Raw genomic sequence first — 26,715 nt, forward strand, 5'->3', positions numbered from 1 at the left:
ACCAACTCACCGCTTTACCAGGTTACAAGTTCAATAAATCACCATCTTAAGTACTCATATCTCGTTTTTCCGCCTTATCTCGTTCCAAAAGTATGTAATAATGGTTCTGTCAGGTAGTTGGGTATGACAGCCCAACGACGGCCGTAGGAGAGCAGCAGTGAGCGGTTTGCAGAGGGGGGCACGGAAATGAAGGTCGTACTGTTCTGTGGCGGTTACGGCATGCGGATGCGCAGCGCCGCCGGTGATCTCATTCCGAAGCCCCTTCAGATGGTCGGGCCCCGACCCCTGTTGTGGCACGTGATGCGCTACTACGCGCACTACGGCCACACGGAGTTCATCCTGTGCCTCGGTTACGGCCAGTCGTTGGTGAAGGACTTCTTCGTCAACTACCGGGAAACGGAGTCCAACGACTTCGTCATGCGGGGCGGCAAAGTCGAGCTGCTCGACACCGACATGTCGAACTGGACGATCACCTTCGTCGACACCGGCCTGGAGTCGCCGATCGGCGAGCGGCTGCGCCGGGTTCGCAAGCACCTCGGTGATGACGAGTACTTCCTCGCCAACTACGCCGACGTCCTGACCGACGCGCCGCTGGACACCATGATCGAGCGGTTCCACGCGGCCGGTGCCGCGGCGTCGATGCTCGTCGTACCCCCGCAGTCGTCGTTCCACTGCGTCGACGTCAGTACGCACGGGGATATCAAGGAGATCGCTCCGATCGCCAAGTTCCCCATCTGGGTCAACGGCGGCTACTTCGTGCTCCGTCAGGACGTCATCGACCTCATCCCCGAGAACGGCGACCTGGTCGGCGACGCGTGCATGGAGCTGGCCGGCACCGGGCGGTTGCTGGGCTACCAGCACGACGGCTTCTGGAAGCCCGCCGACACCTTCAAAGAGCGTGCCGAACTCGACGCCGACTACAACCGTGGCGTTCGCCCTTGGGCGGTCTGGGAGACGCCGACGGCATTGGTGGAAGCGTCGGCATGATCCCGCTGACTTTCTCCGGATCGGGCATCGGCTCGGTCGCGGCGATCGGTGCGCACTGCGACGACATCCTCATCGGTGCCGGCGCCACCCTGATGCAGCTCGAGCGCAGCAACCCCGGCCTTGTCATCCACGCACTCGTCCTGACCGGCGCCGGGACCGAGCGCGAAATCGAGGAGAAAAGCGCCTTTGCGGCGTTCTTTCCCCAGGCCGACGTGCGCCTGACGGTGACCGACCTGCCCGACGGCCACCTCCCTGAACACTGGGGCACCGTCAAACGACACCTCGCTGCGTTCCGCCGCGGCTGCGAGCCCGACCTGGTGCTGGGTCCCCAGCGCGCCGACTACCACCAGGATCACCGGCTACTGGCGAAACTGATCCCGACCGAGTTCCGGGCCCACCTGGTGCTGGGCTACGAAATCCTGAAGTGGGAATCAGACCTGCCGAATCCCATGCTCTACGTGCCGGTTCCGGCTGACGTCGCCGCCGCCAAGACACGGCTGCTCGCCGAGCACTACCCGTCGCAGGCAGGGCGGGACTGGTTCGACGACGAGACGTTCCTCGGCTTGATGCGGGTGCGCGGAGTGCAGAGTCGCGCCCGCTACGCCGAGGGCTTCGTGACGGAGAAGGCCGTGCTGAGTCCGGCCGCCGGGTAGCCCGATCATGGCCGAGAACACTCTCCCTCAGGCACCGGTGCGCATGGTCGTCAGCGGAAGCATCGTCGAGCGTTGCGAAACACACGAGGTGCTGTCGATCGTCGACTCGCGCCTGCGATCGCCGTCCGGTCGCGGTCTGGCCGTGGGATCGGTGAACCTGGACCATCTGCATCACTTCCGCGTCGCGAGCGCCGCCCCCAACGGACTGGTGGAATGGCTGTTGCTGGCCGACGGCATGCCGATCGCCTGGCGGGGCAAATTGCTGACCGCACGGCCGTGGCCCCGCGTCACCGGGGCTGACCTGCTGCCGTCGTTGCTGGCGCTGGCCGAAGCGAACGGTTACCGGGTCGGCTTCTTCGGTGGCAGCCCGCAGACTCACCGGTCGCTGGCCGAGCACCTGCAGACCAATTATCCGGCCCTGGTGGTCTCCGGTATGTGGGCGCCCGACCTCGACGCCATCGAATCACGTTCGCCCGCATTGTGTTCGGCGATCCGTGCGGCACGCACCGAGCTCTTGGTCGTCAGCCTGGGCAAGCCGCGCCAGGAGCGCTGGGTCGACGAGCACGGACATGCGACCGGCGCCCGGGTGTTCCTGCCCTCCGGCGGTGCCGTCGATTTCCTGGCCGGCATGACCAGCCGGGCACCGCACTGGATGCAGCGCGCCGGCCTGGAATGGCTGTACCGGTTGACCCGCGAACCGCGCCGGCTCGCGCGTCGCTATCTGCTGCAGGGGCCGATCGCACTGCTGCGTGCCCTACGGGCGCAGCTCATCTGCTACCCCGGCGTGCACTACGTAGCCGCACCCGCGCCTGACCACATCGAAACCTGCGGCGCCGCAACCGAAGCGGTGTCCGCATGACAGAGAGATCGGCCAGCATGACGGCCACCCTGCATGCGAAAACCGGGCGCTCACGCCTGGTCGCGGTGCCAGCGCAGCGCGTCAGCACCGTTCCGCGCTGGCAGCAACAGTATTCGGCGCGGCTGCGTGTCACCGACTCGGTCATCGTCTGCGCGGCAATCGTGCTCGCGCAGTTCGTCCGGTTCGGCGACTCGCCGAACATGTCGGGCTACCCGGGTCCGGTGATGACGCTGTTCTCCTGCCTGTTCGCGTTGCTGTGGCTGACCTCGATCTCGGTGTTCCACACCCGGTCCCCCCGGATCATCGGCGCCGGCATCGACGAATACCGGCGGCTGGCGAGCGCGTCGTTCTCGGTGTTCGGCATCATCGCGATGGTCACGTTGCTGGCCAAGATCGATTTGGCCCGCGGCTACCTGGCGGTCGCCCTCCCGGCCGGCACCCTGGGCCTGCTGGCCAGCCGCAACATGTGGCGGAAGTACGTGTGGCGCATGCGCGCCCGCGGCCAGTACCAGACCATGGTGCTGGCGATCGGCGACCGCTCCGGAGTCACCCACCTCGCCCACGAATTGATCCGCAACCCGAAGGAGGGTTATGTCGTTGTGGGCGTGTGCATCCCGGGGTACGGTCCGCAACGCGACGAGACGCTCCGGGTACAGGGCCGCGAGATTCCGATCCTGGGCGACGAATCCAGCGCGGTATCCGCGATCGGGCTGTGCGGCGCCGACACCGTCGCGGTGACCCGCACCGAACATTTCGGGGTCCACGGCATCCGCGATCTGATGTGGCGGCTGGAGACGATGGACGTCGACCTGGTCGTGTCACCCGGCGTGATGGACGTGGCCGGTGCCCGGCTGACCATGCGGCCGATCGCCGGATACCCCCTGCTGCACGTCGACAAGCCGCAGTACGAGGGCACTCAGCGCCTGCAGAAACGCGCCTTCGACTTCTGTTTCGCGCTGGCGGCGCTGATGGTGACGTCGCCGCTGCTGGTCGTGGCCGCCGTCTCGATCAAGTTGAGCAGCAAGGGACCTGTCTTCTATCGTGCGGAACGCATCGGCCTGGACGGCAGGCCTTTCACGATGCTGAAGTTCCGCACCATGGTCGACGGCGCGGACAAACAACTGGAGCGACTGCTGCCCCTGAACCAGGGTGCCGGCGGGGTGCTCTTCAAGATCCACCAGGACCCGCGCGTGACATCAGTCGGAAAGGTACTGCGCCGCTTCAGTATTGATGAGCTGCCGCAATTCATCAACGTGCTCAAGCAGGACATGAGCGTTGTCGGTCCGCGGCCGCCGCTGCGCCGCGAGGTGGAGAACTACGACGGTGAGGTCAAGCGCCGGCTGCTGGTCAAGCCGGGTGTCACCGGTCTCTGGCAGGTGAGTGGCCGATCCGACCTGTCTTGGGAGGACTCGGTCCGGCTCGACCTTTCCTACGTCGACAACTGGTCGATGGCAGGCGATCTGGTGATCATCGCCCGCACACTGCGGGCCGTGCTGGCCAGCGACGGGGCCTACTAGACATGAGGAGCGACATTGTGATCGAGCCGCCGGCGCACAAGTCGGCGGCGGCGCCTGAGGTGCCGCCGTCGCGGATCGCGCACGCGTTCTCGGTCCAGCTCGTCTGCCGGGTGCTGGGCATGCTGGCCTCGGTGGTATCGGTGTCGATGACCGCGCGCTACCTGGGCCCCGGCCGCTACGGGCAGCTGATGGTGGCGGTCGCATTCATCGGGATGTGGACCGCAGCAACAGATCTCGGTATCAACACCGTGATCGTGCGGCGGGTCACCGCGGGCCGCGGCGCGCTGGAGCGGCTCGTTCGGGTCAATAGCGGCCTGTCCCTGATGTATTGCGTCCCGCTGGCGGTGATGGCGGCAGTCACCGGGTGGCTGATCTATCGCGACGCCGACGTGCGAGTGATGCTGGTGGTGTTGTCCGGGCAGCTGCTGCTGCTCACGGTGCGGACCCGGTTCGAGCCCGTCTTCTTGTCGACCGTGCGTTTCGCCGCGGTCGCCGTCTCCGACGTCGCAGGCCGGATCGGCACGCTGGCGATGGTCAGCTGGCTGGTGGCGACACACGCGAACATCATCTGGTTCGCGGTGGCACAACTCATACCGCCGTTGGTGCAGTTGGCGATTCAAGGCACGGCGGCGGCACGGCACGTGTCGCTGCGGCCGGTGTTCTCCACCCGCGAGTCCATCGACCTGCTGCGCGAAAGCCTGCCGCTGATGGGCGTCGCGCTGGTCGGCATCCTGTACTGGCGCGCCGACGGGGTGATCCTGTCCCTGCTCAACAGCCATGCCGAGGTCGGCGTCTACGGGCTGGCGTACACCATCGCCTTCAACACCGAGGCGCTGTCCATCTTCTTCCAGAAGTCCACCCTGTCCACGGCCACCGGACTGTATTCGCGCGACGTCGGCGCTTACGTCGCGTTCCTGCGCCGCAGCGTCGAATTGATGAGCTTCCTGGCCTTCCCGGTCGCCGTCGTCGGCACCTTGCTGGCCGGCCCGCTGATCAAACTGTTCGGCGACGCCGAGTTCGTGACGCGCGGCGCACCCACCCTGGCCTTGCTGCTCATCGCCGCCTCGTTGCGCTTCGTCACGGGAACTCTCGGGCAGGGTCTGTTCGCCTGCCACGAACAGCGGTTCTTCTTCCGGCTGTCCGTGGGCGCCCTGGCCGCCAACGTGGCGCTGAACCTGTTGCTGGACGGTCGATTCGGCGCGGTCGGCGCCGGCATCGCGCTGGTGTGCACGGAACTGATCGGGTTGACGTTCGCCAGCTGGCGGCTGGGCAGTCACTGCGGATACCGCACACCCATAACTTTCCTGATCCGCCTCCTGATTCCGACGTCGGCCAGCGCCATTGTGGCGCTGCTGCTTTCGGACCAGAACGTGGTGTTCACACTGGCCGCGGCCGCGGCCACTTACCTGGCCGTCAACGTCGTGGCCGGTCCCGTCAACTGGTCCACACTGACCTCGCTCTTCCGGAAAAAGGTGACCGCATGAGAACCGAACGGCCCCTGTCGGTGCTGATCGTGACCTACAAGAGTCACGAACTGTTGGAGCAGTGCCTGGCCAGCGTCGCCGAACACGCGCCGCAGTTGCCGGTCTACGTCTACGAGAACAGCGGTGATCAGTACCCGGGCCGCGAGGAACTGGCCGCGCGCCATCCCGATGTGCACTGGGTGCTCGGTCCGGTGAATCTCGGCTTCGGGGCGGCCTTCAACGCACTGGCTGAGCACACTCCCGACGACACCGATTTCCTGCTGCTGAACGCTGATACACGGTTGACCGGGCCGCTGACCCGGACCCTCGAGTTGTTCCGCCAACCCGGCGTCGCCGCCGTGTCGCCGCTGATCCAAGACCCCGGGGCGCCGGGCCCGCGGCTGTGGGACATCGCCACCAAGCACCGAACCCTGACCCGGTCGGTGGTGGCGGCCGCAGGCTATTCCGACCGGCTGCGCGGCACCCGGTTCTCCCATCTCTATCGCGAGCAGCCCACCGAGTCGGAGAGTATCGACGGGTACATGGCCGGCATCTGCCTGGCGATCAACCGCGACGCCTGGAACGAGATCGGCGGCTTCGACGAGGAATTCTTCCTCTACGGCGAAGAGACCGACTGGCAGGAGCGGGCCACCGCCGCCGGCTGGCGCATCCTGCTGGCCGACGAGCTGAACGCCGAGCACGGCAACCCGGCGGCCGGCACCACCGCCCGCGAATCGGTCTTCACACACGGCGCCGAGGTTTCCACCGTGGAACGCTTCCGCAACCGGGACTTGTTGCGTTCCAACATCGCACTGTTACTGGAACGCCAGGACAGTGTTCACCATGGGGACGCGTTCCTGGCCGCCACCTCGTTGCTGGACCGGGTCCAACGGTCCAAACGGGGTGCCCGCAAACGCGCCATCGATGCCCGTCGCACCGATAAGCCCTCCATCGTCGTCACCACCAACCGCCTCGTCTACGGTGGTGCGGAGCGACAGAAAGCGCTACTGGCAACGGAATTGGATCGCCGCGGCTACCCCGTGACGGTCGTCTGCATGCAACGGTTCGGTCCGCTGCTCAAGGAGATCCCGCACAGCATCCGGGTAGTACGGCAGCCCTGGTGGGCGCCCATGGTCGATCTTCCGGACGGCCCGTCGGTGTTGATCAGTGGAGACACCAACACTGAGACCGGGTTCGCGACGCTCTGGAAGGCTGCCTCGCGTAACCGGCGCTGGCTGGTGGCCCCACACGTGCCGCCGGAGTCCGACCGGCCGATCTATTCCCGGCCGCTGACCGCCGCGATGAATCGCGCCGACGGCTTCATCGTTCTCGCCCGACGTCATTGGGACATGCTCACCCCGCACCACAAGGTCAGGGGACGGTACTTCGTGGCGCCCAACGGTGTAGCCGTCTCCGGCGAGCCCACCGAACGGGTCCGCGCCGCCGGTGAACCGCCGCACCTGGTGATGCTGTCCCGCATCGTCGAGCACAAGAACCCTCACCTGCTGATCGACGCACTGAGCGGCCTGACCGAGCTGCCCTGGCGGCTCTCGATTTTCGGCGACGGACCCGACCGGGAGACCCTCGAAGCCCGCACGCCGGAGTCGTTGCGCGGGCGCATCCAATGGCGCGGATGGTCACCCGGGCCCGGCCCGGCGCTGGCCGATGCCGACCTGCTCTGCGTGCCAAGCCGTTCCGAGGCATTCCCTATGGTGATCCTCGAAGCCATGGCACGCGGGGTGCCGGTGGCAGCATCGGGCATCTGCGCGGTCCCGGAGATGCTGGACTTCGGCAAGGCCGGCTTCGTCGTCGAGCCCGTGTCGGTATCCGCGTGGCGCAACCAACTGGCCGAAATTCTCACCGACCTCGATGCGCTGCCGGAGGTCGGATGGCGCGGCTTCGAGCGGCTACAAACGCATTACACCGTGGAAGCGATGACCGATGCCTACCTCGATGCGATCGGCGCGGTGATGTGAGCCTCACCGTGCTGCCCGTGAAACCCGAACAGACCCGACGAAACGAGAATTACATGAAGTGCCGCCTGTGCGACTCGCAGCGCATGCTCAGCGTGCTGGACCTGGGTGCGACGCCGCCGTGTGAAAAGATCCTCTCCCCGGAGGAATTGGACCTGCCCGAACCCACCTACCCGCTGCACCTGCGCCTGTGCGAAGACTGCCTGCTGCTGCAGATTCCCGCGCTGATCACACCCGAGGAAACCTTCACCGAATACGCCTACTACTCCTCGTATTCCGACAGCTGGGTCCAGCATGCCGAGACCTTTGTCGATCAGGCCGTCAAGCGCCTCGGGCTGGGACCCGATTCGTTCATGGTCGAGGTCGCCAGCAACGACGGGTATCTGCTGCAGCACGCTGTCGCCCGGGGCATCCCCTGCTTGGGCATCGAGCCCTCGCTCAACGTCGGGGCGGCCGCCACCAAACGTGGCGTGCCCACCGTGTCCGAGTTCCTCAATCCGGCGCTGGCCCGCCGGGTCCGCGCCCAACACGGTTCGGCGAACCTGGTGGTGGCCAACAACGTGTACGCGCATATCCCCGACCTGCGTGGCTTCACCCAATCGCTGCGCGGGCTGCTCGCCGACGACGGGTGGCTGAGCATCGAGGTGCACCATGCGCTGAACCTGGTGTGCCTGGGCCAGTTCGACACGATCTATCACGAGCACTTCCAGTACTACACGGTGTTTTCGGCGCAGAACGCGCTCGCCAGCGCCGGACTGGCCGTGGTCGACGTCGAACTGCTGCCCACCCATGGCGGGTCCATCCGCGTGTGGGCCCGGCCGATCGAAGTTGCCGGACCACCCACCGAGCGCGTCAACAAGATCCTGCGCATCGAAGAGGCTGCGGGACTACACCGCCCCGAGGGATACCTGCAATTGCGTCACCGCACCGAGGAGATCCGCCACGACCTGCTGCGGTTCCTGCTGCAGTGCCGCGCCGAGGGGAAGCGCGTCGTCGGTTACGGTGCTCCGGGCAAGGGCAACACCTTGCTGAACTACTGCGGAATCCGTACCGACCTGCTGGAGTACACCGTCGACCGAAATCCGTACAAGCACGGTCACTTCACCCCCGGCACCCGGATTCCGATTCACGATCCGCAGATGATCGCCAAGGACCGCCCGGATGTTGTGCTCGTGCTCCCCTGGAACCTGGAAACCGAACTCACCGAGCAACTCAGCTATGTCACCGAGTGGGGCGGACAGATCGTCTACCCGCTCCCGAATCTGCACCTGGCGACGAACGTGCATTCGCGCAGTGCCGCGGCCGGGTGAGCCGCTGCCGGGGCTGCGGCGACACTGACCTGACCCGGGTTCTCGATCTGGGCAAAGCGCCTGCGGCCGAACAGTTTCCACTGCGCTCAGAACCCCTGACCCCGGCGGAGACGATGCACGCACTCGCAATGGACCTGTGCGGCTGCTGCGGCCTTGCCCAACTGGCCGGAGACGACGCCTTCCAAGCCGCCGAAGAGCAGCAGAGCGTCGAGCCGCAGGCGATGCTGGACCAGGCGGCGGACGCGGTGCAACGGGTCGCAGCAGGTGGCTGGCTGCGCGGCAGTACGGTTCGTGAGTTCGGCAGTCCGCACGGCGGAACCTGGCTGCCGATGTTCACCGACCGCGGCTATCGCGAGGCCGAGATCGCCGACGTGGTCCTCGACACGTTCGGGCTCATGCATGATCCGGATCAGCGTGCCGCGTTCGAACTCCGGGCCAAGGCCACCGCGCTAGACGGAGTTCTGCTGGTGCAGATCCCGTCACTGATGGCGATGGTCAGCCAGGGACAGTGGAACCTGTTGCGGCATAGCCACTTCGGCTATCACTCGCTGACCGCGCTGACGAATCTGCTCGGATCGGTGGGGATGAGCATCGCCACCGTATGGGAATTTGACCTGCTCGGGGGAACATATCTGGCCGCGGCGGTGCACGGCCGGGTCGCGCGGGACGAGCGCGCGGACGAGATCTTGAAGCTTGAGCGGCAGTTCGGAGTGACGAAACCCTACGTACTTCGGAGAATGCAGAAGGCGGTCGACGTTCACGTTGAACAGCTGCGTCAGTGGCTGGAAGCACAGGCCGATCAACAGATTTCGGTATACGCGTACTGCGCCGGGTCGCGGGTGCCGGGGTTGTTCAGCGTCGCGGGCATAGACCAGCGGCTCATCAAGGGAATCGCCGACGCCTCGCCCGACAAGCATGGACGCCGGGTGCCGGGAACAGACATCGAGATCATCTCCCCCGAGCAGCTCATCGCCGCAGATCCCGATCGGGTATTGCTGACGTTGCCGTACCTCTACGACGAAGTACGGCGCACGTACCCGCAGTTGGACGGACGCTGGTGGGTGGACCACGGCACATCGGTCGCCGAGGGTCAAGCGTGATGCAGCCTCGGATTCTGTGGCTTTCGCCGTGGCTGCGGCCGCTGGCGCGCGTGCAGGTGGAGGCGCTGCGTCGACACGGTGCCGATGTGCTGCTGGTGACTTCCGACCAGCACCCGGAGTCCGGTGCCGCTCGCGAGTACGAACTCGTCCTGGATCCGCGATTCCGCACCGCGGCAACATGGCGTCCCAGTTTCGCGGCGTGGCAACGCATTCGCCAGTACCGCCCGGACGTGGTGGTGACCGAACTGGTCCGTGATCCCCGATGGATCGCGCTGGCTGGGCGGGCCCCACGCATTCAGCTGATACATGACGACCGTCCGCACGATCCCGCCGAGCAGCGGCCGTCCTATGAACTCGCGGTGTTCGACCGTTGGGGCGCCCGCTCGGCGGCCACTGTCACCTACAGCAATTACGTTGCGGCACGGGTCACCACCCGACGCGACGTGGCGGGCACGCCGGTGCACGTGCTGCCGCTCACCAGCGACCTGAATCCGGCTCTCGTCACTGAGCCGGTGGCCCCGCAGCATCGCCGTGATTTCGTCATGATCGGCCGGCTGAATCCCTACAAGAACCTGGATGTGGTGCTGCGGGCCTGGCAGCAGCATATCGGTGGAAAATGCTGGCGTGGGGACAAACTGGTGCTGATCGGCGACGGGTCGATTGACCCTGCACGATTGCCTGCTCACACCGAATGGCGACCCGGTCGTTACCGCTACGCCGACGTGCTCGGCACGCTGGCCGCGGCCAAGGGTTCGGTGGCCCATTACCGGCGCGCGTCGCAGAGTGGAGTGCAGGTCCTGTCGATGCAGCTGGGCGTGATGCCCATCGTCTCCGATCGGGGCGGCTTGCCCGAATACCAACCGCCGGAATGCCATTTGGTCGGGGTCGACGACGTTGCCGGTCTGGCAGCCACTTTCGACGAGCTCGCCGATCCGGCCGCGGCGGCCCGCCTCGGCGCCGTTGCGGCGCGGCACTATGAGCAGCGGTTCGCCGTCGACCACGCGGCGCAGCGGCTACTGGACGTGATCAGCGGCAGCTATCCGTCGTCGTCGCCGGTTTCCAGATGTTTCTCCGGGTGATGCATGCAGTTGGTGCGGGGCCGTCCGAAGTCTAGGTGTTTGGGTGCGAAGCGCACCCAAACGCCTCGGTCCAGTCCTCAAGTGTGCTGCGACCCACGCCCCAATTCTATTGCGGGCCAATGACAACTGAGTTCAACGCCCGCTGCACCGCGCCAAGCGGCTCACTCGCGGAAGCCCGCCACCAACTCCGGTGACCGGACCGCCACGAAATCGTGCACGTAACCCTGCGGCATGGCGAAGGGGTGAAACTCTTCCGAATTCTCCCCCGGATTCAAATAGGCGATCTGATCACGCTGCACATCGAACTCGGCGATCGGCCGCAACGCCGACTCGGTGACATAGAACAAGTGATAACCCAGTCCCTCGATCTCACCGAACACGTCACTGATCGGCACCGAAAGATGGCGCTGCTCGATCTCGATCAAAATCGCTGGGCGGCAACGCCGGAACATCTCGCTGCCGCCGCGCAGCACCGACATCTCATGGCCTTCCACGTCGATCTTCACAAAGTCGACGTCGATGCCGGGTCGGAGCACGTCGTCGAGGCGCACCAGCGGAACCTCAATCCGCCGGACGTCCACCTTCTGCCCGTCGAACCCGTGGGCCAGACTGCCCTGCGCGGTCACCTGCCGCCGGCGGTGCTCCGGCACCAGCAGTTGCGCGGTTCCGGGCTCGTCGGAAACCGCCGCCTGGCTGAAGTGCACGTGCGCAAAACTGTCAGTGAGCTTGCGCAGCATCGGGGCGTTGGCGGGGTGCGGCTCAAAGCTGTAGAGCCGTCCGGACTTTCCGACTCGGCGGGCCAGATGGTAGGTGAACAGGCCCCAGCTCGCACCCACGTCGACGACGGTCGCACCGCCGGGAGCGAAGTGATCCGCCACCAACATTGCCAGATCCTGCGTCCGCCGCCGGCGCCAAAGCGCCTCGGCCGCCGTCGTCATCGCGGGTCGGCCCAGCAGCCGGCCTACGTTGCGTACCGTCACATACCTGGCCGCCCAGTTGGCCGCTTCGCTCTGGCGCAGAACATCTTTCACCGACATTCCGGTACTACCTTCCTCTGTGATCAGGGCGGTCCACAGCTGTGTCAACCGCTGATACCAGCAGTCCAGCCCGAAGTCGCGGGCTCGGACTCGGGCGGCTGCGCCCAGACTGGCTCGCAGTTCGGAGTCTTTGAGCAGTTGGTGCAGCGCATCGGTGATCTGCTCGGGACGGCCCGGCGCTACCACCAACCCGGTCACCCGGTCGGTGATCGCCTCGTCGATGCTTCCCACCAGCGTCGTCACCGGCGCAAGACCGTACGCCATGGCTTCCAGCAACGCCATCGGCAGGCCCTCGTCGTGGCTTGGCAGCACGAAAATGTGTGCATCTCTGAGTAATTCGTCGCGCGCGGCCGGATCCAGCCAACCCACAACATCAATGGTGCCGCCCAGACCGGCCGCGGCGACCGCCGCACGCACCTCGTCCACCTCGCCGTCGCCCGCCAGCGTCATCCGCAGCCGGGCCCGCATGTCGTCATCCAGCGCCCCGACAGCTTCGATCAGGTCGTAGCTGCCCTTGCGCACTCCCAACCGGCCCAGCGAAACCGCATGCACCCGATCGACATTCGCGTGCTCAACCGCAACCGGCGGAATGGGAACCGCATTGTTCAGCACCGAGATCCGCTCGACGGGCACCCGCAGTCTGCCGGCGTATTCCTCGACATGACGGCGGCCGAGCACCAGCCACTGATCGGCCACCAGCACCCGCCGAACCAGTCGCTGCACGGTCGGGCGCAGTCCGTCGAACCAGCCGGCGAAGTCGTAGCTGTGCGCGTGCACCACGGTCGGGACGTTCGCCCGGCGCGCTGCGGCCAGTGGCAGCGCCTTGCGCACCACACTGCCCCCGTGCGCCAGGTGCACGTGCAGCACGTCGACCCGCCTCAGTGCCACCAGCCAGGCGGCCCGCAACATCCCCGTCGCACCGACCCAGAGCCGAAACCACAGCGGCCCTTCGATATACGTCGGCACCGTGATGACGCAGGCGTCGGGGTGGGCGGCCATCAAGGTGATCACGGTGGCCATGCCGCCGCGGCTGGCCGCCTGCGCGGGCGCTGGACCCACCACCAGCACCCGCGTCACCGGGACTCCCCGGCAAGCACCGGTTCGGCCGGGACAGGTTCCAAGATGTCGACGCTCTCCTCAGCGCGCCGTCCCCGCATCGCGAATGCCATCGCCCCGCCCAGCGTGATGCCTAGCGTCATCGCGTTGGTCGGTTCCTCCGGAAGCGGGTCGATGATGCACATCACCATCAGACCGGTGCTGACGGCCGCACTGATCTTGGCCGGCACCGACGCGCTGCGCAGCGCGCGCACCAGTGGCGTCAGCGCGAATACCGCGAAACCGGCCATCCCCACGGCGCCGGACTTCGCCAGCCACCACAGGTAGAAGTTGTGCGCGTAGGTGGTGCCCAGCGACTGGGTGAACTCGTTGGGATCGTCACCGCCGAAGGGCAACTGGTAGGCGTAGCCGAGCCCATGCCCGAACAGCGGTGCCTGAGCGATCGCTTCGTTGAGGTGGCGGTCTTCCTCGAATCTGGCCAGCGTGGACGGATCCTGCGTGAGCGCCGCACCGGATGACCTACCGAGCACCCGGTGACTGAACCCGGTGATCTGATTGGCCAGCCACACCCCGGCCGACGAGTCGCCGAGCAGAAAGAGCGCACCCGGGATCGTCACCGCCAGAATGCCCGCAGCGGTCACCGCCAGCCGGGCCGCCCGCCGCACCGACGACCAGCCCATGCTTGCGAAGAACGCAACGACGGCCGCCACCCCGATCGAGATCAGGGTGTTGCGGGTGAACGCCAGCACCGCCACCACCAGGGCGGGCGGACCCAGCAGCAGGTAGGTGGCCGGCTTCACCCGCCCGAGGATCTGCGCGGCGACCAACGCGGTCAGCACGGCGATGGCCGGAATCAGGGCGGACGTGATGATCCGGTTCGCATCGTCTCCGGTGTCCATCTGCAAGCTCTCGGTGCGGCCGGCCAGCCGAATGCCACCGGAGGAACCCAGGACGGCCATCCCGGCCGAGAACCACAGCGTGAACGCTATGGCGTGCATCGACAACATCAGGTAGTCGCCGTACACCACCACGAGCGCGAGCACGAAACCGGCGAGCATCTCCAACAGAAACGTCGTTTCCCGCACCACGATCGCGGTGCTGTGTCCCATCGAGAAGCCAACCGCGGCAAAGTAAATCACGAAGAGTCCGAACATCCCCGGCAGCAGATAATCGGACATGCGCAACCGCACCACCGGCAGCACGAAGCAGATCGCCAGCACCAGCACCACATGGGAGGCGTAAATCGACACGGGACCGATCACTTTGCCCACGTGCAGTCCCTGCGGCAGCGCGGCACACCCCAGAAACAGCGCCAGCCCGATCATGAGTTCCGGCTTGGCCCAGTAGACGATCAGGAAGAACGTCAGACCGACCAGCAGGATGCCCTGGGTGGTGTTGCGGACGGACAGCGCGCCGTAAACGAAGCACCCGAACAGGAAGAGCGCCAACATGATTGCGGCCATCGCCAGGCGATGACGACTCCGCAGATAGCGGATCACGCCGGTCCACTGATCTTGGCGCGATACGTCTTCGTGGCAGCCCTGGTGTGCCGGGCTATCCGGGCGTCGGTCAGCACGGTCCCCACCACGTTGGCCCCGGCGGCACGCAACGCGGTCAAGGCATCCGCGAGCTCGTCCTCGGTGGTGCGTCCGGCCCGGATCACCAGCACCGTGGCGTCGACGGCGCCACCGAGCAGACCGGAGTCGGCACTGGCCAGCATCGGCGGTCCGTCGACGACGGTGCGCTCGAAAGTCTTTGCCACGTCCTGAAGTACCTTGTCCAGCACTTCGGGAAGGTAGGCGCTGGTCGGCAGGGTCTCTTTGCGGATCGACCGGGCCGCAAGAACGAACAGCTTGGGGATCGAGGTCGGTTTGGTGGCTTCGGTGGCGATCTCCGGATTGGACAGGGCGTTCGACAGGCCCTCTCCCGATTCGACTTTCAGCAGTCCGGCGATCACCGGACGGCGGGTGTCCCCCTCGATCAGCAGGACGTCCTCACCCAATTCGGCGAAGGCCCGGGACAGGTTGATCGCGGTCGTCGTCGTGCCTTCACCACCGAACGGCGCCGTCAACAGCACCCGGTTGGCTCCCGGCCCCATCGCCCGCAACAGCCGGGCACGTAAGCCGCGCACGGCGTCGTCGAACGAGATGTCGGTGCCGAATCGCGGTGCGTTGCCGCGGTGCCCGGGCAACTCGGCCAGCGTCGGCAGGCCCGACAAACTTTCCGCCTTCGCGCGGTCGCGCACCGTTCGGTCGGCGGCCTCCCGGGTCAGCGCCACACCGGTGCCGAGCAGCAGCCCGGCCACCAGACCCATCGCCATGTTGCGCACCGGCACCGGCTTGACCGGCTTATCGGGTGCCCCGGGTTGCTCCACGACGGTCGCCCTGGCCACCGGCAGTTGGGTGGTGGAAGCGGGCGTCTGGGCCGGGTCCGATGGTGTCGACGTCGCTACCGGTGTCTCGCTGGGTTGGGTGATGGGCTGTTCGCCGTCCGCGACCGGAGCTGCCGACACGGGCGTGGTCGCCGGCGTGGTGGTGGCAGGTGCGCCCGTCGGCTTCGGGGTGCCTCCGAGTGAGCCGACCATCAGGGTGAACTCGTCGGCCACCGCCTTCGCCAGGGTCGCCGCGCGCTGTGGATCGGTGTCGGTGACCGTGATGGTGAACAACGTGGTCTTCGGCGTGAACGCCACCTTGGTCTGGCTGGCCAGCTGGTCGGCGTTGACCGGCAGGTGGAACTGGGTGACGGCCTTTTCAGCCACCGCGTGGCCGCCGGCTATCGCCGCATACGACGACAGCCGCTCCTGGGCCGCCTGAGTCCCCTGGTAGACCTGCATGAGGTCGGTTTCACCGGAGAACGAGATCAGCACCGTCGCCGACGATTCGTAGCTCTTAGTCTGGAACGCCGTGATCGCTGCCGCGCCGGCCAGGCACGCCAGGACGGCGCCCAGGAAGAGCTTCCAGTGCAGCAGGAGGGTCCGGACGAACGTTCGGAAATCCATCTAATGCCTCTCTGGCGCTACCGCGCGATCACCTCACCGAGCGAGGAGCACAATTTGTCCCCCGGTTAGTAATTTACCTACTTTTGGTACGGTAAACAAACTGTGACCAGTCTATCGGTATGGCCGGTCGGCCCGCGTCACGTCTTCGGGCTGCCCGCCAGCACGTCCCGGGGCACGTCCAGCGTGGCGATCGGATAGAACCCGGAGTCGTCACGGCCGTCCCGGGCCAACTGCATCGGCGGGTAGTTCACCGCGTGCGAGCCGTTCGGCTTGTGCTGTTGCCACTCGACCGCGGCACGCAGCGTGTAGTGCCCCGGCGCCAGACCCTTCAAGTCGATGTGGACGCTCTCGGTGGCCGACGCGGGCGGCGGTTGGTCGATGCTGCGGTCGCCGGACGAATCCGGGACCAGGCCCTTCAGGTCGATGGTGGCAGGCAGCGTCCGAACCGTCTGCCCGGCGAAGTCGACCAGCCGGTAGCCCGGCACCCACTTCTCGGTGGCCGCCGCGGCGCCGTAGTTGGTCCAGGAGACCGAAATGGACGCCACCTGGTCCTGCACCGATTGCGACCCCGACCGGGCCTCGACCGAGTAGCGGTAGCCGGCGACGGCATTGGCCTGTGCCCACAGCACGTACAGCTTGGGGTCCATCGGTGAGGTCGCGTCCTGGTCGGGGAAGTTGACGCTCGACGTCATCGAGACGTGATACCGGATCACGTCGTGCAGTCCCTTGTCGTAGTAGGCCTGCGGCGTGGTCCCGTCGGGCAGCTGACACCACTCGGTGATCACCGGCGCCTTGCCCAGGCGATCCTTCAGGGCGCCGACCAGCGGGTCGGAGGTCTGGACATAGTGCCCGGACTCGGCCCAGACCGGCAGCGGCGCGTAGACGCCAAGGCAGTCCGAACGGATGCCGACCGGGGCGGCGAGCTTCCTGGTGACGTCGTCGGCCAGCAGTTCGCGCATGATCTCGGGATTGTTCGGAGTGGCCACCAACTGTGTGTGCGGAAAGGCGTTGACGTTGGCGGCGACCAGCCGCTGGATCGACGCCTTGGTGATGTTCTGGTCGCGGAACTGGCTGTAATAGCCCAGCGCAGCCTCACTCTGGTCGGGGCTCGGGCCCGGTGCGTTCAGCGAGTCACGCAGATAGGCGACGTGATTCTCGCTGAAGTCTCCGTAACCGGAGAACTCGAAGACACTGAGCCGCTCGTCGTTGTCATAGCGGCGGCCGAGCGCGGCCAGCAGCTGCCCGAAGTCACCAAGATAGGTCGGGTCGTTGAAGTTCGGCACCACCTGCACCGGACCGTTCCCGGTAGCGGGATAGCTGGTGCTGGTGCCGGCCTTGGCCCGCTCCCAATCCGGGATCTCGATGTTCGTGTTGTCCGGGTAGCTGGCGTTGCAGCATGAGTTGTACGACTGCACCCGCAGCGTCAGCCGCATCCGGCGCTCGGCGAGCTTGTTCAGCGCGTCGTCGATGACGCTGAAGTCGAACCTGCGGTCATCGGGTGCGTCCGGGGGGAGCGTGGCCGGATCGGTTGGCTGCAACTGCCGCCAGGTGACCCGCAGGCTGGCGTCGTAGGACGCCGGCCAGGCCGGATAGCGCTGCTGGGCCGGCTCACCCTGCGGGAAGAGCGGCTCGAGCAGGTCTTCGTACTGCCCGCGCAGCGGATTGGAAATCTCCTGCGCGGCAGGCGGGATCGCCGGACTCACCATCGCGGCCAGCGGGCCGGGGTCGGTGTGCGGACGGCTACAGGCGTTGATCAGCAGCGCCGTGCCGGCGACAAGGACAGTTACGCAGGCGACAGCGACAAGTGTGATTTTCCTAATTGTTCGAACCAATCTCTGCGTGAGCTAGATCGCGCCGAGCGTCAGCGCCTCACGGTCGGCGAGGAACGGCATCGGCATCCAGCGAGCGGCCAGCAACGCCTCCATGGCGTTGCCCGGAACGGGGCGGGACAACAAGAATCCCTGCGCCCGGTGACACCCATGTTGCATCAAAGTCAGTGCGGCGGCCGGGGTCTCAACCCCCTCGGCCACCAGTTGCAGGCCGAATGCCTCGGCCAGACCGATGATGGCGCGCACGATCGCCAGGTCACCGGCGTTGGTGCCCAGGTCGCGAACGAACCCGGTGTCGATCTTGAGCATGTCGACCGGAAGTGACTTCAGGTGCGACAGCACCGCATAACCGGTGCCGAAGTCGTCGATGGCGATCTGCACCCCGACTTCTTTGAGCTCTGAGAGCGTCTTGCGGGTGGCTTCGATGTCGTGCACCACCGCGCGCTCGGTGATCTCGAGGCAGACCGAGCCGCCGTCGATCCCGAACTCCTCGATGGTGTCGGCGACGCTGCGGACGAACCCGCGGGTGATCAGCTGGACGGGCGAGACGTTGATCCGCAGCACCGCACTCTGCCCCACGCCGTTGGACCGCCAGCGGCTGAACTCCGCGCATGCGCTGCGCATCACCCAACGGCCCAGCTCGCCGGCGAGGTTGGTCGACTCGGCGACCCCGATGAACGAGTCCGGCAGCAGCAGGCCCCAGATCGGGTGCCGCCACCGGACCAGCGCCTCGGCGGCCACGATCGCCCCGGTCCACAAATCGACCTCGGGCAGGTAGTGCAGCAGCAGCGCTTCGCTGTCGATGTCGCCCTGCAGATGCAGCTCGATGTCGTTGCGGAACGCGCTTTTGAGCGACATGTCGTCGGTGGACAGTGCCACCTGATTTCCACCGGCCCGCTTGGCCGTCAGCACCGCTTCGTCGGCGCGGCGCAACAGGTCGGTGCTGTTGTCCCGGCCCGGCATGCCGACCGCCAGCCCGATGCTGACCGTGCGGGTGATCTGATGACCGCCGATCGCCAGGCGTTCGCGCAGCATTGTGCCCAGCCGACGCGCGAACGACTCGGCCGCCGCGCTCGACATCGTCTGATCCGGGATGACGACGAACTCGTCACCACCCAGGCGGGCGATCATGCTCTGACTGCCGGCGCACACCCGCAGGCGCTGGGCGAAGACGCGGATGAACCAGTCGCCCGCGGTGTGGCCGAGGTAGTCGTTGATGGACTTGAGCCGGTCGAGGTCCATGTAGAGCACCGCGACGGGGCCGGGATTGCCGGCCGCCAGCCGGTCGGACAGGTGCGCGACCAGCGCCCGTCGGTTGTACAGACCCGTGAGGTCGTCGTGTTCGGCCAGGTACCGGAGCTTTTCCTCGGCGGCGATCCGGGCCTGCAACTGCGCGAACAGCGCCGCGACCGCCTCGAGGGTGTTGATCTCTTCCTGTTTCCATTTGCGCGCGCCGAACTTGACGACGCCCAGCACACCGGTGGTCATCTCCCCGGACACCAGCGGCGCGGCCGCTACGGACGGCGACGCCGTCTGCTTGGCGCCGCCCACCCAGCGCAACGACCGATTGCTCTGATCCGGCCGGATCACCACGGGCTTGCGGCCGTGCTCGCACTGGGCGAGCACCGGGTCGGCGCTGGTGAAGTGCACGACGGCCTGCGGGTCGGGATCCGGCACGTCAGCGCGCGGAGGCCATTCGGCCACCAGGACCGAGGCGCGGATGTCGTGGTCGTGGTGCCGTAGGAAGCTGGCGTCGACGTCGAACTGCTCCACCAGTTGCGCAAGAACCCGTTCGCTCACCTGCGTCGCGGTAGACGCGGTCGCCTCCATGAGCTGGGTGGCCACGGAGGTGACGACGAGGTCCAAGCTGCGCGGCAACGAGACCTCCGATGTTGTGCACGTGTTCAACGACTGCGTCAATTATGGGTGACCCACCCGGTCGGCGGACCGTATTCGCAATCGCCGTTTTCGATGCCCGACGATGCGCATCGAAGTGGCCGAATACCCGGACGGCGCAGGTCACGGATGGATTCCTGGTTACCAGAGACTAGCACGCAAGCCCTTTGCACCCCCGCCTGAAAACCAGCTGACCTGCATGGTCGCTTCGGGTCACACCGCGTTTTTCGGCTAGGGTCGGCTGATGTCTGTCGCACGGTCAGCCAAACGGTTGCTCGCGCCGGCGGCCAAGACCGTCGCGCCACACATGTTCTGGAAGCGCAAGTTCAAGATCCTGCAGCGTCTTGGGGAGTCACGTCCGGATGTGGCGCTGGTGGCCTCGCTGTGTGACCCCGAGCGGGTGTCGCTGGATATCGGCGCCGACGTCGGCGAATTCGCGATCGGGATGCTGCCCTCGTCGAGGTCTGTGATCGCGTTCGAGCCGCGTCCCGCCCAGGCCCGCGACCTGGCCTTGATGTTCACTGCCGTCGGGGCGCCCGTGCGCATCGAAGCGGTCGCGCTCTCCGACCAGCCGGGCATGACGGCGATGCGGGTGGTGGAATCCGACCCGGGCCGCAGCACGATCGATCACGAGAACGTCCTCGACACCGCGGTCGGTGGTCCGGTCGCGACCATCGAGGTCCCGGTGAAGCGCCTCGACGACCTGCGGCTGGACAACGTCGGCCTGGTCAAGATCGACGTTGAGGGTCATGAGCTGGCCGTTCTTCGCGGCGCCGTGAACACGCTGCGGCGCAACCGGCCGACCGTTGTGGTGGAGGCCGAGGAACGCCATCACGTCAACGCGGTCGCCGACATCACCGCCCTGCTGAGCGGGCTGGGATTCCGTGGCTACTTCTGGCTCGACGACCAGCGCCGGCCGATCGAGGAGTTCGACGCCGCCGCTCACCAGAACCCGGACAATATCGGCGGCGCCGAGGACGATTGGGCGCCGCGCGGCGTGTACGTCAACAACTTCGTCTTCGAGCCGGCGGACGCCTGACGGCCCAGTCACCGTGAGACAGCTCACATTTGCCGCCCCTCTGTCACGGACGGCCGGCCGACGGTGTCTGAAGGGTTGTAACCGACACCGAGAAGGAGACAACGATGTCTGAACAGACGAACTCAACCCACCGGAAAGCGCACGTCGTCGTGCTAGGCGGCGGGTACGCCGGGACGATGGCGGCCAACCATCTTCGGCTGCGTACCGATGTCGACATCACTCTGGTCAACCCCCGCCCGCAATTCGTCGAGCGGATCCGCCTGCACCAACTGGCCGCCGGCACTGCCACCGCCACCGCCGACTACGGCACGCTGCTGGGCAACGGTGTCCGGCTGGTCGTCGACACCGCCGACCACATTGACGCCGCCGCCCGGCGGGTGCTGCTGGCCTCGGGCGCCGCGCTGGACTACGACTACCTGATCTATGCGATCGGCAGCACCGGCGCCGCTCCGGTCGCGGTGCCCGGCGCATCCGAGTACGCGCACGTGCTGTCCGAGCTGGAAGGCGCGCAGAAGCTGCGCTACGCGCTTGCGGATCTGCGCGCCGACGCTCCCGTCGTGGTGGTCGGCGCCGGCTTGACCGGCATCGAGGCCGCGGGCGAGTTCGGTGAGCAGGGCCGCGAGGTGACCCTGGTCTGCGGCGGCGTCCTGGGCCCGTCACTGAGCGGCCCCGGCCGGCGTTCGGTGGCCAGGCAGTTGCGCAAACTCGGCGTGAACGTGCTCGAATCCGCCACGGTCACCGAGGTGCGCTGGGATTCAGTGGTGCTCGGTGACGGCACCGTGCTGCCCAGCGCCGTGACGGTGTGGACCGCGGGATTCGGCGTCCCGGACCTGGCCGCGCGCAGCGGGCTGCGCACCGACTCGCTCGGTCGGCTGCTCACCGACGAGACGCTGACCAGCATCAGCGACGAGCGCATCGTCGCCGCCGGTGACGCCGCGGCGCCCTCCAACCAGCCGTTGCGGATGAGCTGCCAGGCGGCCATTCCGCTGGCCGCCCAAGCCGCCAACACGGTGCTGTCCCGCATCGCCGGCACGGCTCCAGCCTTGCTCAACCAGGCGTTCACCGGGCAGTGCATCAGCGTGGGCCGCAGCTTCGGCACCATCCAGCTGGCCCGCACCGACGACACCCCGGTCAACCTGTACATCGGCGGACGCACGGCGGCGGCGATCAAGGAACTGGTCTGCAAGGGCACGGTGTGGGGCCTGCGCAAGGAAGCCGCCAAGCCCGGCTGGTACCGCTGGCTCAAAGGCGGTAACCGGCCCGCGCAGTTGCCCGCCGAGCAGCAGGCCGCGCTGCGGTGAGCAACGGATCGGACAGTGGCGGGCACGCGGAACGCTTCACCCTGCTGCGCCCGCTGCTGTTCACCATCGCCTACGAAATCCTGGGCTCGGCGACCGAGGCCGACGACGTGTTGCAGGACAGCTACCTGCGCTGGGCCGACGTCGACCTGTCGACCGTGCGGGACACCAAGTCCTACCTGGCCCGGCTGGTCACCCGGCAGGCACTCAACGCACTGCGGGCCCAGGCGCGCCGCCGCGAGGAGTACGTCGGTCCCTGGCTGCCCGAACCGCTGCTCCTCGAAGACCAGGACGCCTCCGCCGATGTGGTGCTGGCCGAGTCGGTGTCCATGGCCATGTTGATCCTGCTCGAGACGCTGACCCCGGACGAGCGGGCGGTGTTCGTGCTGCGCGAGGTCTTCGGATTCGACTACGCCGAGATCGCCGAGGCCGTCGGCAAACCGGCGGCGACAGTCCGCCAGGTCGCCCACCGGGCGCGCGAACACGTGCACGCGCGGCGTAAGCGGTTCGGCTCGGTCGACATCAAGCGCAACGCGGAGATCACCGCTCAGTTCCTGGCTACCGCCGCCAACGGCGACGTCACTGCGCTGGTCGGCATGCTGGCCCCGGATGCGGTATGGATGGCCGACGGGGGCGGCAAGGTCAGCGCGGCGCGCAAGCCGGTGGTGGGCGCCGAGAAGGTTGCCAAGGCCATCGTCGGCCTGCTCCGCAAGACGCACGCGCAGTTGCGTGTCGAGACGGTGACCTGCAACAGCGCGCCGGCCGTGGTGCTCTACCTCGCCGGGCGCATGGAGGGGGTGATCACGGTCGAGATCGTGGACGGCAAGATCACCAACTTCTACGCGATGCGCAATCCGGACAAGTTGGTCGCGCTGGGCAACGCCCGGCAGATCAGCCGCGGCTGACCTTCGGCTCGTGCGGGAATCCCCCGTTCTGACAAGCTAGGGCGGTGCGAATCGACCGGCTCGGCGATCTGGGCGGCGCGCCGCAGGTGCTGCGCGCCGTCGGCCGCGCCACCAGCCGGCTCGGCCTCCCCCCGCCGGCCGCGCTGACCGGTGAGTGGTTCGGCGCGCTGGCCGTCGTCGCGCCCAGCGTGCCGGTACAACAGGTCGCGGTGGGCGACGTGTTCTGCGCTCCCCGTGCGGCGGTCTCCGACGGGGGCGCGGTCGGCGGCGGCTGGATCGGCTACCTGTCCTACCCCGATGCCGGAGCAGACGGCCTGCCACACCGGATTCCCGAGGCCGCCGGCGGCTGGACCGACTGCGTCCTGCGGCGCGACCGGGACGGACAGTGGTGGTATGAGAGCCTGTCCGGCGCCCAGATGCCGGCCTGGTTGGCCGATGCCTTGACCCTGACCCCCAGAACGGCACCAATGTGCCAGATCGAATGGGAGACCGGAGACCGCTCAGCACACCGCGATGGTGTGCTGGCCTGCCTGGAGGCGATCGCAGCCGGGGAGGTCTACCAGGCTTGTGTCTGCACCAGGTTCACCGGGACCGTCAACGGCTCTTCGCTGGATTTCTTCATCGAGGGCGTGGCCCGAACCTCCCCGGCCCGAGCGGCGTACGTCGCGGGGCCCTGGGGCGCGGTGGCGTCGCTGTCTCCGGAACTCTTCCTGCGCCGCCGCGACGATGTGGTGACATCCAGCCCGATCAAGGGAACACTGCCGCTGGATGCCTGGCCGTCGGCGCTGCGGGCGTCGCCCAAAGAGGTCGCCGAGAACATCATGATCGTCGATCTGGTGCGCAATGACCTTGGGCGAGTTGCAATTACCGGCACCGTGCGGGTACCGGAACTGCTGGTGGTCCGGCGCGCCCCGGGGGTGTGGCACCTGGTGTCGACGGTCTCGGCGCAGGTGCCGGCCGAGCTGCCGATGTCGCAGCTGCTGGATGCCACCTTTCCCCCCGCTTCGGTCACCGGGACACCCAAACTGCGTGCGCGTCAGCTTATTTCGCAGTGGGAACGGAATCGCCGGGGGATATATTGCGGCACAGTCGGAATGGCCTCTCCAGTGGCCGGATGTGAGCTGAACGTCGCGATCCGCACCGTCGAGTTCGACGCAACCGGCAATGCCGTGCTCGGGGTGGGCGGCGGCATCACGGCCGACTCCGACCCGGATGCCGAATGGGCCGAGTGTCTGCACAAGGCGGCCCCGGTGGTCGGGCTGCCCACGTCCGTGTCGGCGAGTCGGGTGAGTTAGCTCAGCAAATTCACAACGGCTGAGTTTACGGTTGTGAATTTTCCCGATCGGCCACATGAGCCGCCGGGTACGCATAAGCTTCTGCCAGCGACGCGTGTTTGTCGCGCGTCAGACGCGAGGGGTTCGGCAGGGTCGGGCAGGGTCGGAAAGGGAATGTCATGAGAGTTGCCATCGCTGGCGCTGCGGCTGCCGCCGTGTTGGGTGGCGCGCTCGCGGTTGCGCCCTTGACGATCTCCAACCAGAGCCGGACGTCACCCGGCGGAACCTGCAGCGCAGGTCAGCAGTGCGACAAGCTGGCGTCGGTCCTGATGCCGGAAACCGGAAAGCCGGCGGCGATGGCACCGAAGGGAGCCCCGTCGGCCCTCGAACCGCCGGAGCCGGCAGCGCCTTCCGTGGCGCCGCGCCCGCCCGCCGAGCCGGCGGCCTACACGCCTCCTAATCCCTCGCCCACCAACCCGGGGTTGTTGCCCGGTGCGAACAACACGCTTCCCCCGGCGTCACCTCCCCCGAGCGCGCTGCCGCCGGGCTTCGACCCGAACGCCGCGGCGCTTCCCGGCATCGGCGAAGTTCCCGGTGTCGGTATCCCCGGCTTGCCGGACCTCTATGGCTACGCCGGTGGCGTGGCCGGCCTGGCCGGCGTGCCGTACGGGGTGAACGCGGCGTCAGCCGTCGTCAACGGCGTCCTCGGGGTGGGCAACACCGTCGCCAGCGTGGTGTCCACGAGCGCATTGGCCATCACGTACGTGGTGTTGGCGTACAACGCCTTACAGTCCTCGGGCATTCTGCCCGCGGCCCAGGGCACACTGAACTCGCTCGGCTCGATGCTGCTGCCGTCGGCGGCCGCGGCGCTTCCGGCCGCGGCTCTGCCCGCGCTGAGCCTGCCGGGTTTGCCCGCCCTCAACATCCCCGGCCTGCCGGGTATCTCTCCGGCCGGTCTGATCGGCCTGGCCGCGGCCGGCGGTCTGCCCGGCATCAGCCTGCCGGGCCTGCCGGACATCTCGCCGGCGAACCTGATGGCGCTGGCCTCGGCCGGCCTGCCCGGTCTGCCGGGTGTGTCGCCGACGGACCTGCTCGCGCTGGCCGCCGCCGGAGGCATCCCGGGTCTGCCGAGCCTGCCGGGTGTGAACCCGGCCGCGCTGGTAGCCGCGCTGCCCGCGATCGCCGCCGGAATCCCGGGTCTGCCGCCGTTACCCGGCATCGATCCGGCGATGCTGGCAGCCGCACTGCCCGCGTTGACCGGCGGCGGTATCCCGGGCGTTGACCCCGCCGTGCTGGCAGCCGCGCTGCCTGCGCTGATGGGCGGCGCACCGGCCCTGCCGGGTGTCGACCCGGCCACCATCATCGCCGCGCTGCCGGCCATGGCCGCAGCGGCGGGGATCCCGACCGCGCTGCCACAGGGCCTGCCGCCGCTGCCCCAGGGGCTGCCGCCACTGCCGGCCCCGCCGCCGTTGCCGGCCCTGCCGGCGATCCCGCACCCGCCGTTGTGCCCGATTCCGGGCGGCCCGTGCTTCTGAGCGTCCCCGCCCATCGGCCTTTCTAGACCGATTCCTCGGCCTCGCGCCGGGATTTGAGCACCGCGTCGTAGAGCTGGCGCGATCGCACATCCGGGTATCCGGCAGCCACGTGGCTGCAGGCGTCCTTGATGCGGATACCACCGGCGACCAGGTTCTCCACCTCAGCGACCAGGTCGGTTACCAGGGTCGACAGGTCAGCGCGGGGCGTCGCGCCGGCCAGCACGACGGTGACCTCGCCCAGCACCCCCTCGGCCGCCCACGCCGCCAGCTCGTCGAGCGACCCGCGCACCACTTCCTCGTGCACTTTGGTCAGTTCCCGGCAGATAGCCGCCTGACGGGCGCCGCCGAGCTGCTCGACCGCGTCGCGCAGGCACGCGGCCAGCCGGCGCGGGGACTCGAAGAACACACAGGTGCGCCGTTCGTCGGCCAGCCCGGCCAGCCAGGTGCGGCGTGCCGATCCTTTGCGGGGTGCGAAGCCCTCGAAGCAGAACTTGTCGGCCGGCAGACCGGAGACCACCAGCGCGGTCGTCACCGCTGACGGGCCGGGCAGGCACTGCACCGGCAGACCGGCTTCGATGCAGGCCGCGACCAGGCGGTAGCCGGGATCGCTGATGATCGGCATTCCGGCATCGCTGACCACCAACACGGTGGCTCCGGAACTGATCGCGTCGACGAGCGTCCCAACCCGGGTGGTTTCGACCCGGTCGAACAGGCTGAGCACCCGGCCGCCGATCGTGACGTCGAGGGCCTTGGCGAGGTTGCGCACCCGGCGGGTGTCCTCCGCGGCCACCACATCGGCTTCCGCCAAGGCTCGGGTCAGCCGGGGCGACGCATCCGCGGGCTGCCCCAACGGTGTCGCGGCGAGTAACAGGCGCCCACTGGTCATGACGGACAGCCTACGATCGAC

The 26,715-nt window shown here is 67.4% G+C and carries 20 protein-coding genes; 14 read left to right on the forward strand and 6 right to left on the reverse strand.

Annotated elements, in window-relative coordinates; genetic code table 11:
• Positions 1-186: 186 nt before the first annotated feature.
• Genes AO501_RS06035 through AO501_RS06075 form a run of 9 tightly spaced genes read left to right on the forward strand, consistent with a single transcriptional unit; the run spans position 187 to position 10,941 of the window.
• Positions 187-987, forward strand: a complete 801-nt coding sequence (locus AO501_RS06035; RefSeq protein WP_055576858.1) for a hypothetical protein — start codon at positions 187-189, stop codon at positions 985-987.
• Positions 984-1,640, forward strand: coding sequence for a PIG-L deacetylase family protein (locus AO501_RS06040; protein WP_055576859.1), 657 nt, complete (start codon positions 984-986; stop codon positions 1,638-1,640). The genes AO501_RS06035 and AO501_RS06040 overlap by 4 nt, the downstream gene beginning before the upstream one ends.
• Positions 1,641-1,647: 7 nt before the next feature.
• Positions 1,648-2,499 carry a WecB/TagA/CpsF family glycosyltransferase gene (locus tag AO501_RS06045; RefSeq protein ID WP_231752356.1) on the forward strand — a complete coding sequence of 284 codons (852 nt, stop codon included), beginning with the start codon at positions 1,648-1,650 and terminating at the stop codon, positions 2,497-2,499.
• A 17-nt stretch (positions 2,500-2,516) separates the two neighbouring features.
• Positions 2,517-4,016, forward strand: a complete 1,500-nt coding sequence (locus AO501_RS06050) for a sugar transferase (protein WP_055576860.1) — start codon at positions 2,517-2,519, stop codon at positions 4,014-4,016.
• A 2-nt stretch (positions 4,017-4,018) separates the two neighbouring features.
• Positions 4,019-5,500, forward strand: coding sequence for a flippase (locus AO501_RS06055; RefSeq protein WP_055576861.1), 1,482 nt, complete (start codon positions 4,019-4,021; stop codon positions 5,498-5,500).
• Positions 5,497-7,455 (forward strand): glycosyltransferase, encoded by a 1,959-nt coding sequence (locus AO501_RS06060; RefSeq protein WP_082658424.1) that lies wholly within the window; start codon positions 5,497-5,499, stop codon positions 7,453-7,455. Before AO501_RS06055 ends, AO501_RS06060 begins: the two co-directional genes overlap by 4 nt.
• Positions 7,456-7,508: 53 nt before the next feature.
• Complete coding sequence (locus AO501_RS06065; RefSeq protein WP_055576924.1) at positions 7,509-8,762, forward strand: class I SAM-dependent methyltransferase; 1,254 nt, start codon at positions 7,509-7,511, stop codon at positions 8,760-8,762.
• Positions 8,759-9,862 (forward strand): class I SAM-dependent methyltransferase, encoded by a 1,104-nt coding sequence (locus AO501_RS06070; protein ID WP_055576862.1) that lies wholly within the window; start codon positions 8,759-8,761, stop codon positions 9,860-9,862. The genes AO501_RS06065 and AO501_RS06070 overlap by 4 nt, the downstream gene beginning before the upstream one ends.
• Before the next feature lie 11 nt (positions 9,863-9,873).
• Complete coding sequence (locus AO501_RS06075) at positions 9,874-10,941, forward strand: glycosyltransferase family 4 protein (RefSeq protein ID WP_197419777.1); 1,068 nt, start codon at positions 9,874-9,876, stop codon at positions 10,939-10,941.
• A gap of 161 nt (positions 10,942-11,102) precedes the next feature.
• Here AO501_RS06075 and AO501_RS34500 read toward each other — a convergent pair whose 3' ends face one another.
• From AO501_RS34500 to AO501_RS06100, 5 genes are all read right to left on the reverse strand, one after another.
• Positions 11,103-13,055, reverse strand: a complete 1,953-nt coding sequence (locus AO501_RS34500; RefSeq protein ID WP_063892816.1) for an FkbM family methyltransferase — start codon at positions 13,053-13,055, stop codon at positions 11,103-11,105.
• On the reverse strand, positions 13,052-14,497 hold the full coding sequence (locus AO501_RS06085) for an O-antigen ligase family protein (RefSeq protein WP_231752357.1): 1,446 nt from the start codon (positions 14,495-14,497) through the stop codon (positions 13,052-13,054). The genes AO501_RS34500 and AO501_RS06085 overlap by 4 nt, the downstream gene beginning before the upstream one ends.
• Positions 14,498-14,529: 32 nt before the next feature.
• Positions 14,530-16,032: a polysaccharide biosynthesis tyrosine autokinase gene (locus AO501_RS06090; RefSeq protein ID WP_055576865.1), complete on the reverse strand. Its 1,503-nt coding sequence runs from the start codon at positions 16,030-16,032 to the stop codon at positions 14,530-14,532.
• 137 nt (positions 16,033-16,169) lie between these two features.
• Positions 16,170-17,738: a hypothetical protein gene (locus tag AO501_RS06095; protein WP_371934998.1), complete on the reverse strand. Its 1,569-nt coding sequence runs from the start codon at positions 17,736-17,738 to the stop codon at positions 16,170-16,172.
• A 138-nt stretch (positions 17,739-17,876) separates the two neighbouring features.
• The gene (locus AO501_RS06100) at positions 17,877-19,739 is read right to left on the reverse strand and encodes a putative bifunctional diguanylate cyclase/phosphodiesterase (RefSeq protein ID WP_055576925.1); all 1,863 of its coding nucleotides are present in this window, start codon (positions 19,737-19,739) and stop codon (positions 17,877-17,879) included.
• Between the two features lie 262 nt (positions 19,740-20,001).
• On the opposite strand from AO501_RS06100, the gene AO501_RS06105 reads away from it, so the two are divergent.
• From AO501_RS06105 to AO501_RS06125, 5 genes are all read left to right on the forward strand, one after another.
• Positions 20,002-20,796, forward strand: a complete 795-nt coding sequence (locus AO501_RS06105; protein WP_055576867.1) for an FkbM family methyltransferase — start codon at positions 20,002-20,004, stop codon at positions 20,794-20,796.
• A 104-nt stretch (positions 20,797-20,900) separates the two neighbouring features.
• Positions 20,901-22,097 (forward strand): NAD(P)/FAD-dependent oxidoreductase, encoded by a 1,197-nt coding sequence (locus AO501_RS06110; protein ID WP_055576868.1) that lies wholly within the window; start codon positions 20,901-20,903, stop codon positions 22,095-22,097.
• Complete coding sequence (locus tag AO501_RS06115; protein ID WP_055576869.1) at positions 22,094-22,999, forward strand: RNA polymerase sigma-70 factor; 906 nt, start codon at positions 22,094-22,096, stop codon at positions 22,997-22,999. The genes AO501_RS06110 and AO501_RS06115 overlap by 4 nt, the downstream gene beginning before the upstream one ends.
• A gap of 44 nt (positions 23,000-23,043) precedes the next feature.
• The gene (locus AO501_RS06120) at positions 23,044-24,294 is read left to right on the forward strand and encodes an aminodeoxychorismate synthase component I (RefSeq protein ID WP_055576870.1); all 1,251 of its coding nucleotides are present in this window, start codon (positions 23,044-23,046) and stop codon (positions 24,292-24,294) included.
• Positions 24,295-24,452: 158 nt separating this feature from the next.
• A complete protein-coding gene (locus AO501_RS06125) occupies positions 24,453-25,808 on the forward strand; it encodes a hypothetical protein (RefSeq protein ID WP_156452344.1) in 1,356 nt (451 codons plus the stop codon).
• Positions 25,809-25,830: 22 nt separating this feature from the next.
• On the opposite strand, the gene rsmI is transcribed toward AO501_RS06125, so the two are convergent.
• A complete protein-coding gene (gene rsmI, locus AO501_RS06130) occupies positions 25,831-26,694 on the reverse strand; it encodes a 16S rRNA (cytidine(1402)-2'-O)-methyltransferase (RefSeq protein ID WP_055576872.1) in 864 nt (287 codons plus the stop codon).
• Between the last annotated feature and the right edge of the window lie 21 nt (positions 26,695-26,715).

The organism is Mycobacterium gordonae (assembly GCF_001417955.2).
GTDB classification, from domain to species: Bacteria; Actinomycetota; Actinomycetes; order Mycobacteriales; family Mycobacteriaceae; genus Mycobacterium; species Mycobacterium gordonae_B.

Bases quoted from the DNA above. Each gene is read 5' to 3' on its own strand.
- AO501_RS06035 (WP_055576858.1), top strand. From the start codon at position 187: ATGAAGGTCGTACTGTTCTGTGGCGGTTACGGCATGCGGATGCGCAGC.
- AO501_RS06040 (WP_055576859.1), top strand. From the start codon at position 984: ATGATCCCGCTGACTTTCTCCGGATCGGGCATCGGCTCGGTCGCGGCG.
- AO501_RS06045 (WP_231752356.1), top strand. From the start codon at position 1,648: ATGGCCGAGAACACTCTCCCTCAGGCACCGGTGCGCATGGTCGTCAGC.
- AO501_RS06050 (WP_055576860.1), top strand. From the start codon at position 2,517: ATGACGGCCACCCTGCATGCGAAAACCGGGCGCTCACGCCTGGTCGCG.
- AO501_RS06055 (WP_055576861.1), top strand. From the start codon at position 4,019: ATGAGGAGCGACATTGTGATCGAGCCGCCGGCGCACAAGTCGGCGGCG.
- AO501_RS06060 (WP_082658424.1), top strand. From the start codon at position 5,497: ATGAGAACCGAACGGCCCCTGTCGGTGCTGATCGTGACCTACAAGAGT.
- AO501_RS06065 (WP_055576924.1), top strand. From the start codon at position 7,509: ATGAAGTGCCGCCTGTGCGACTCGCAGCGCATGCTCAGCGTGCTGGAC.
- AO501_RS06085 (WP_231752357.1), bottom strand. From the start codon at position 14,497: ATGGCCGCAATCATGTTGGCGCTCTTCCTGTTCGGGTGCTTCGTTTAC.
- AO501_RS06090 (WP_055576865.1), bottom strand. From the start codon at position 16,032: ATGGATTTCCGAACGTTCGTCCGGACCCTCCTGCTGCACTGGAAGCTC.
- AO501_RS06095 (WP_371934998.1), bottom strand. From the start codon at position 17,738: ATGGTGAGTCCGGCGATCCCGCCTGCCGCGCAGGAGATTTCCAATCCG.
- AO501_RS06105 (WP_055576867.1), top strand. From the start codon at position 20,002: ATGTCTGTCGCACGGTCAGCCAAACGGTTGCTCGCGCCGGCGGCCAAG.
- AO501_RS06110 (WP_055576868.1), top strand. From the start codon at position 20,901: ATGTCTGAACAGACGAACTCAACCCACCGGAAAGCGCACGTCGTCGTG.
- AO501_RS06125 (WP_156452344.1), top strand. From the start codon at position 24,453: ATGAGAGTTGCCATCGCTGGCGCTGCGGCTGCCGCCGTGTTGGGTGGC.
- rsmI (WP_055576872.1), bottom strand. From the start codon at position 26,694: ATGACCAGTGGGCGCCTGTTACTCGCCGCGACACCGTTGGGGCAGCCC.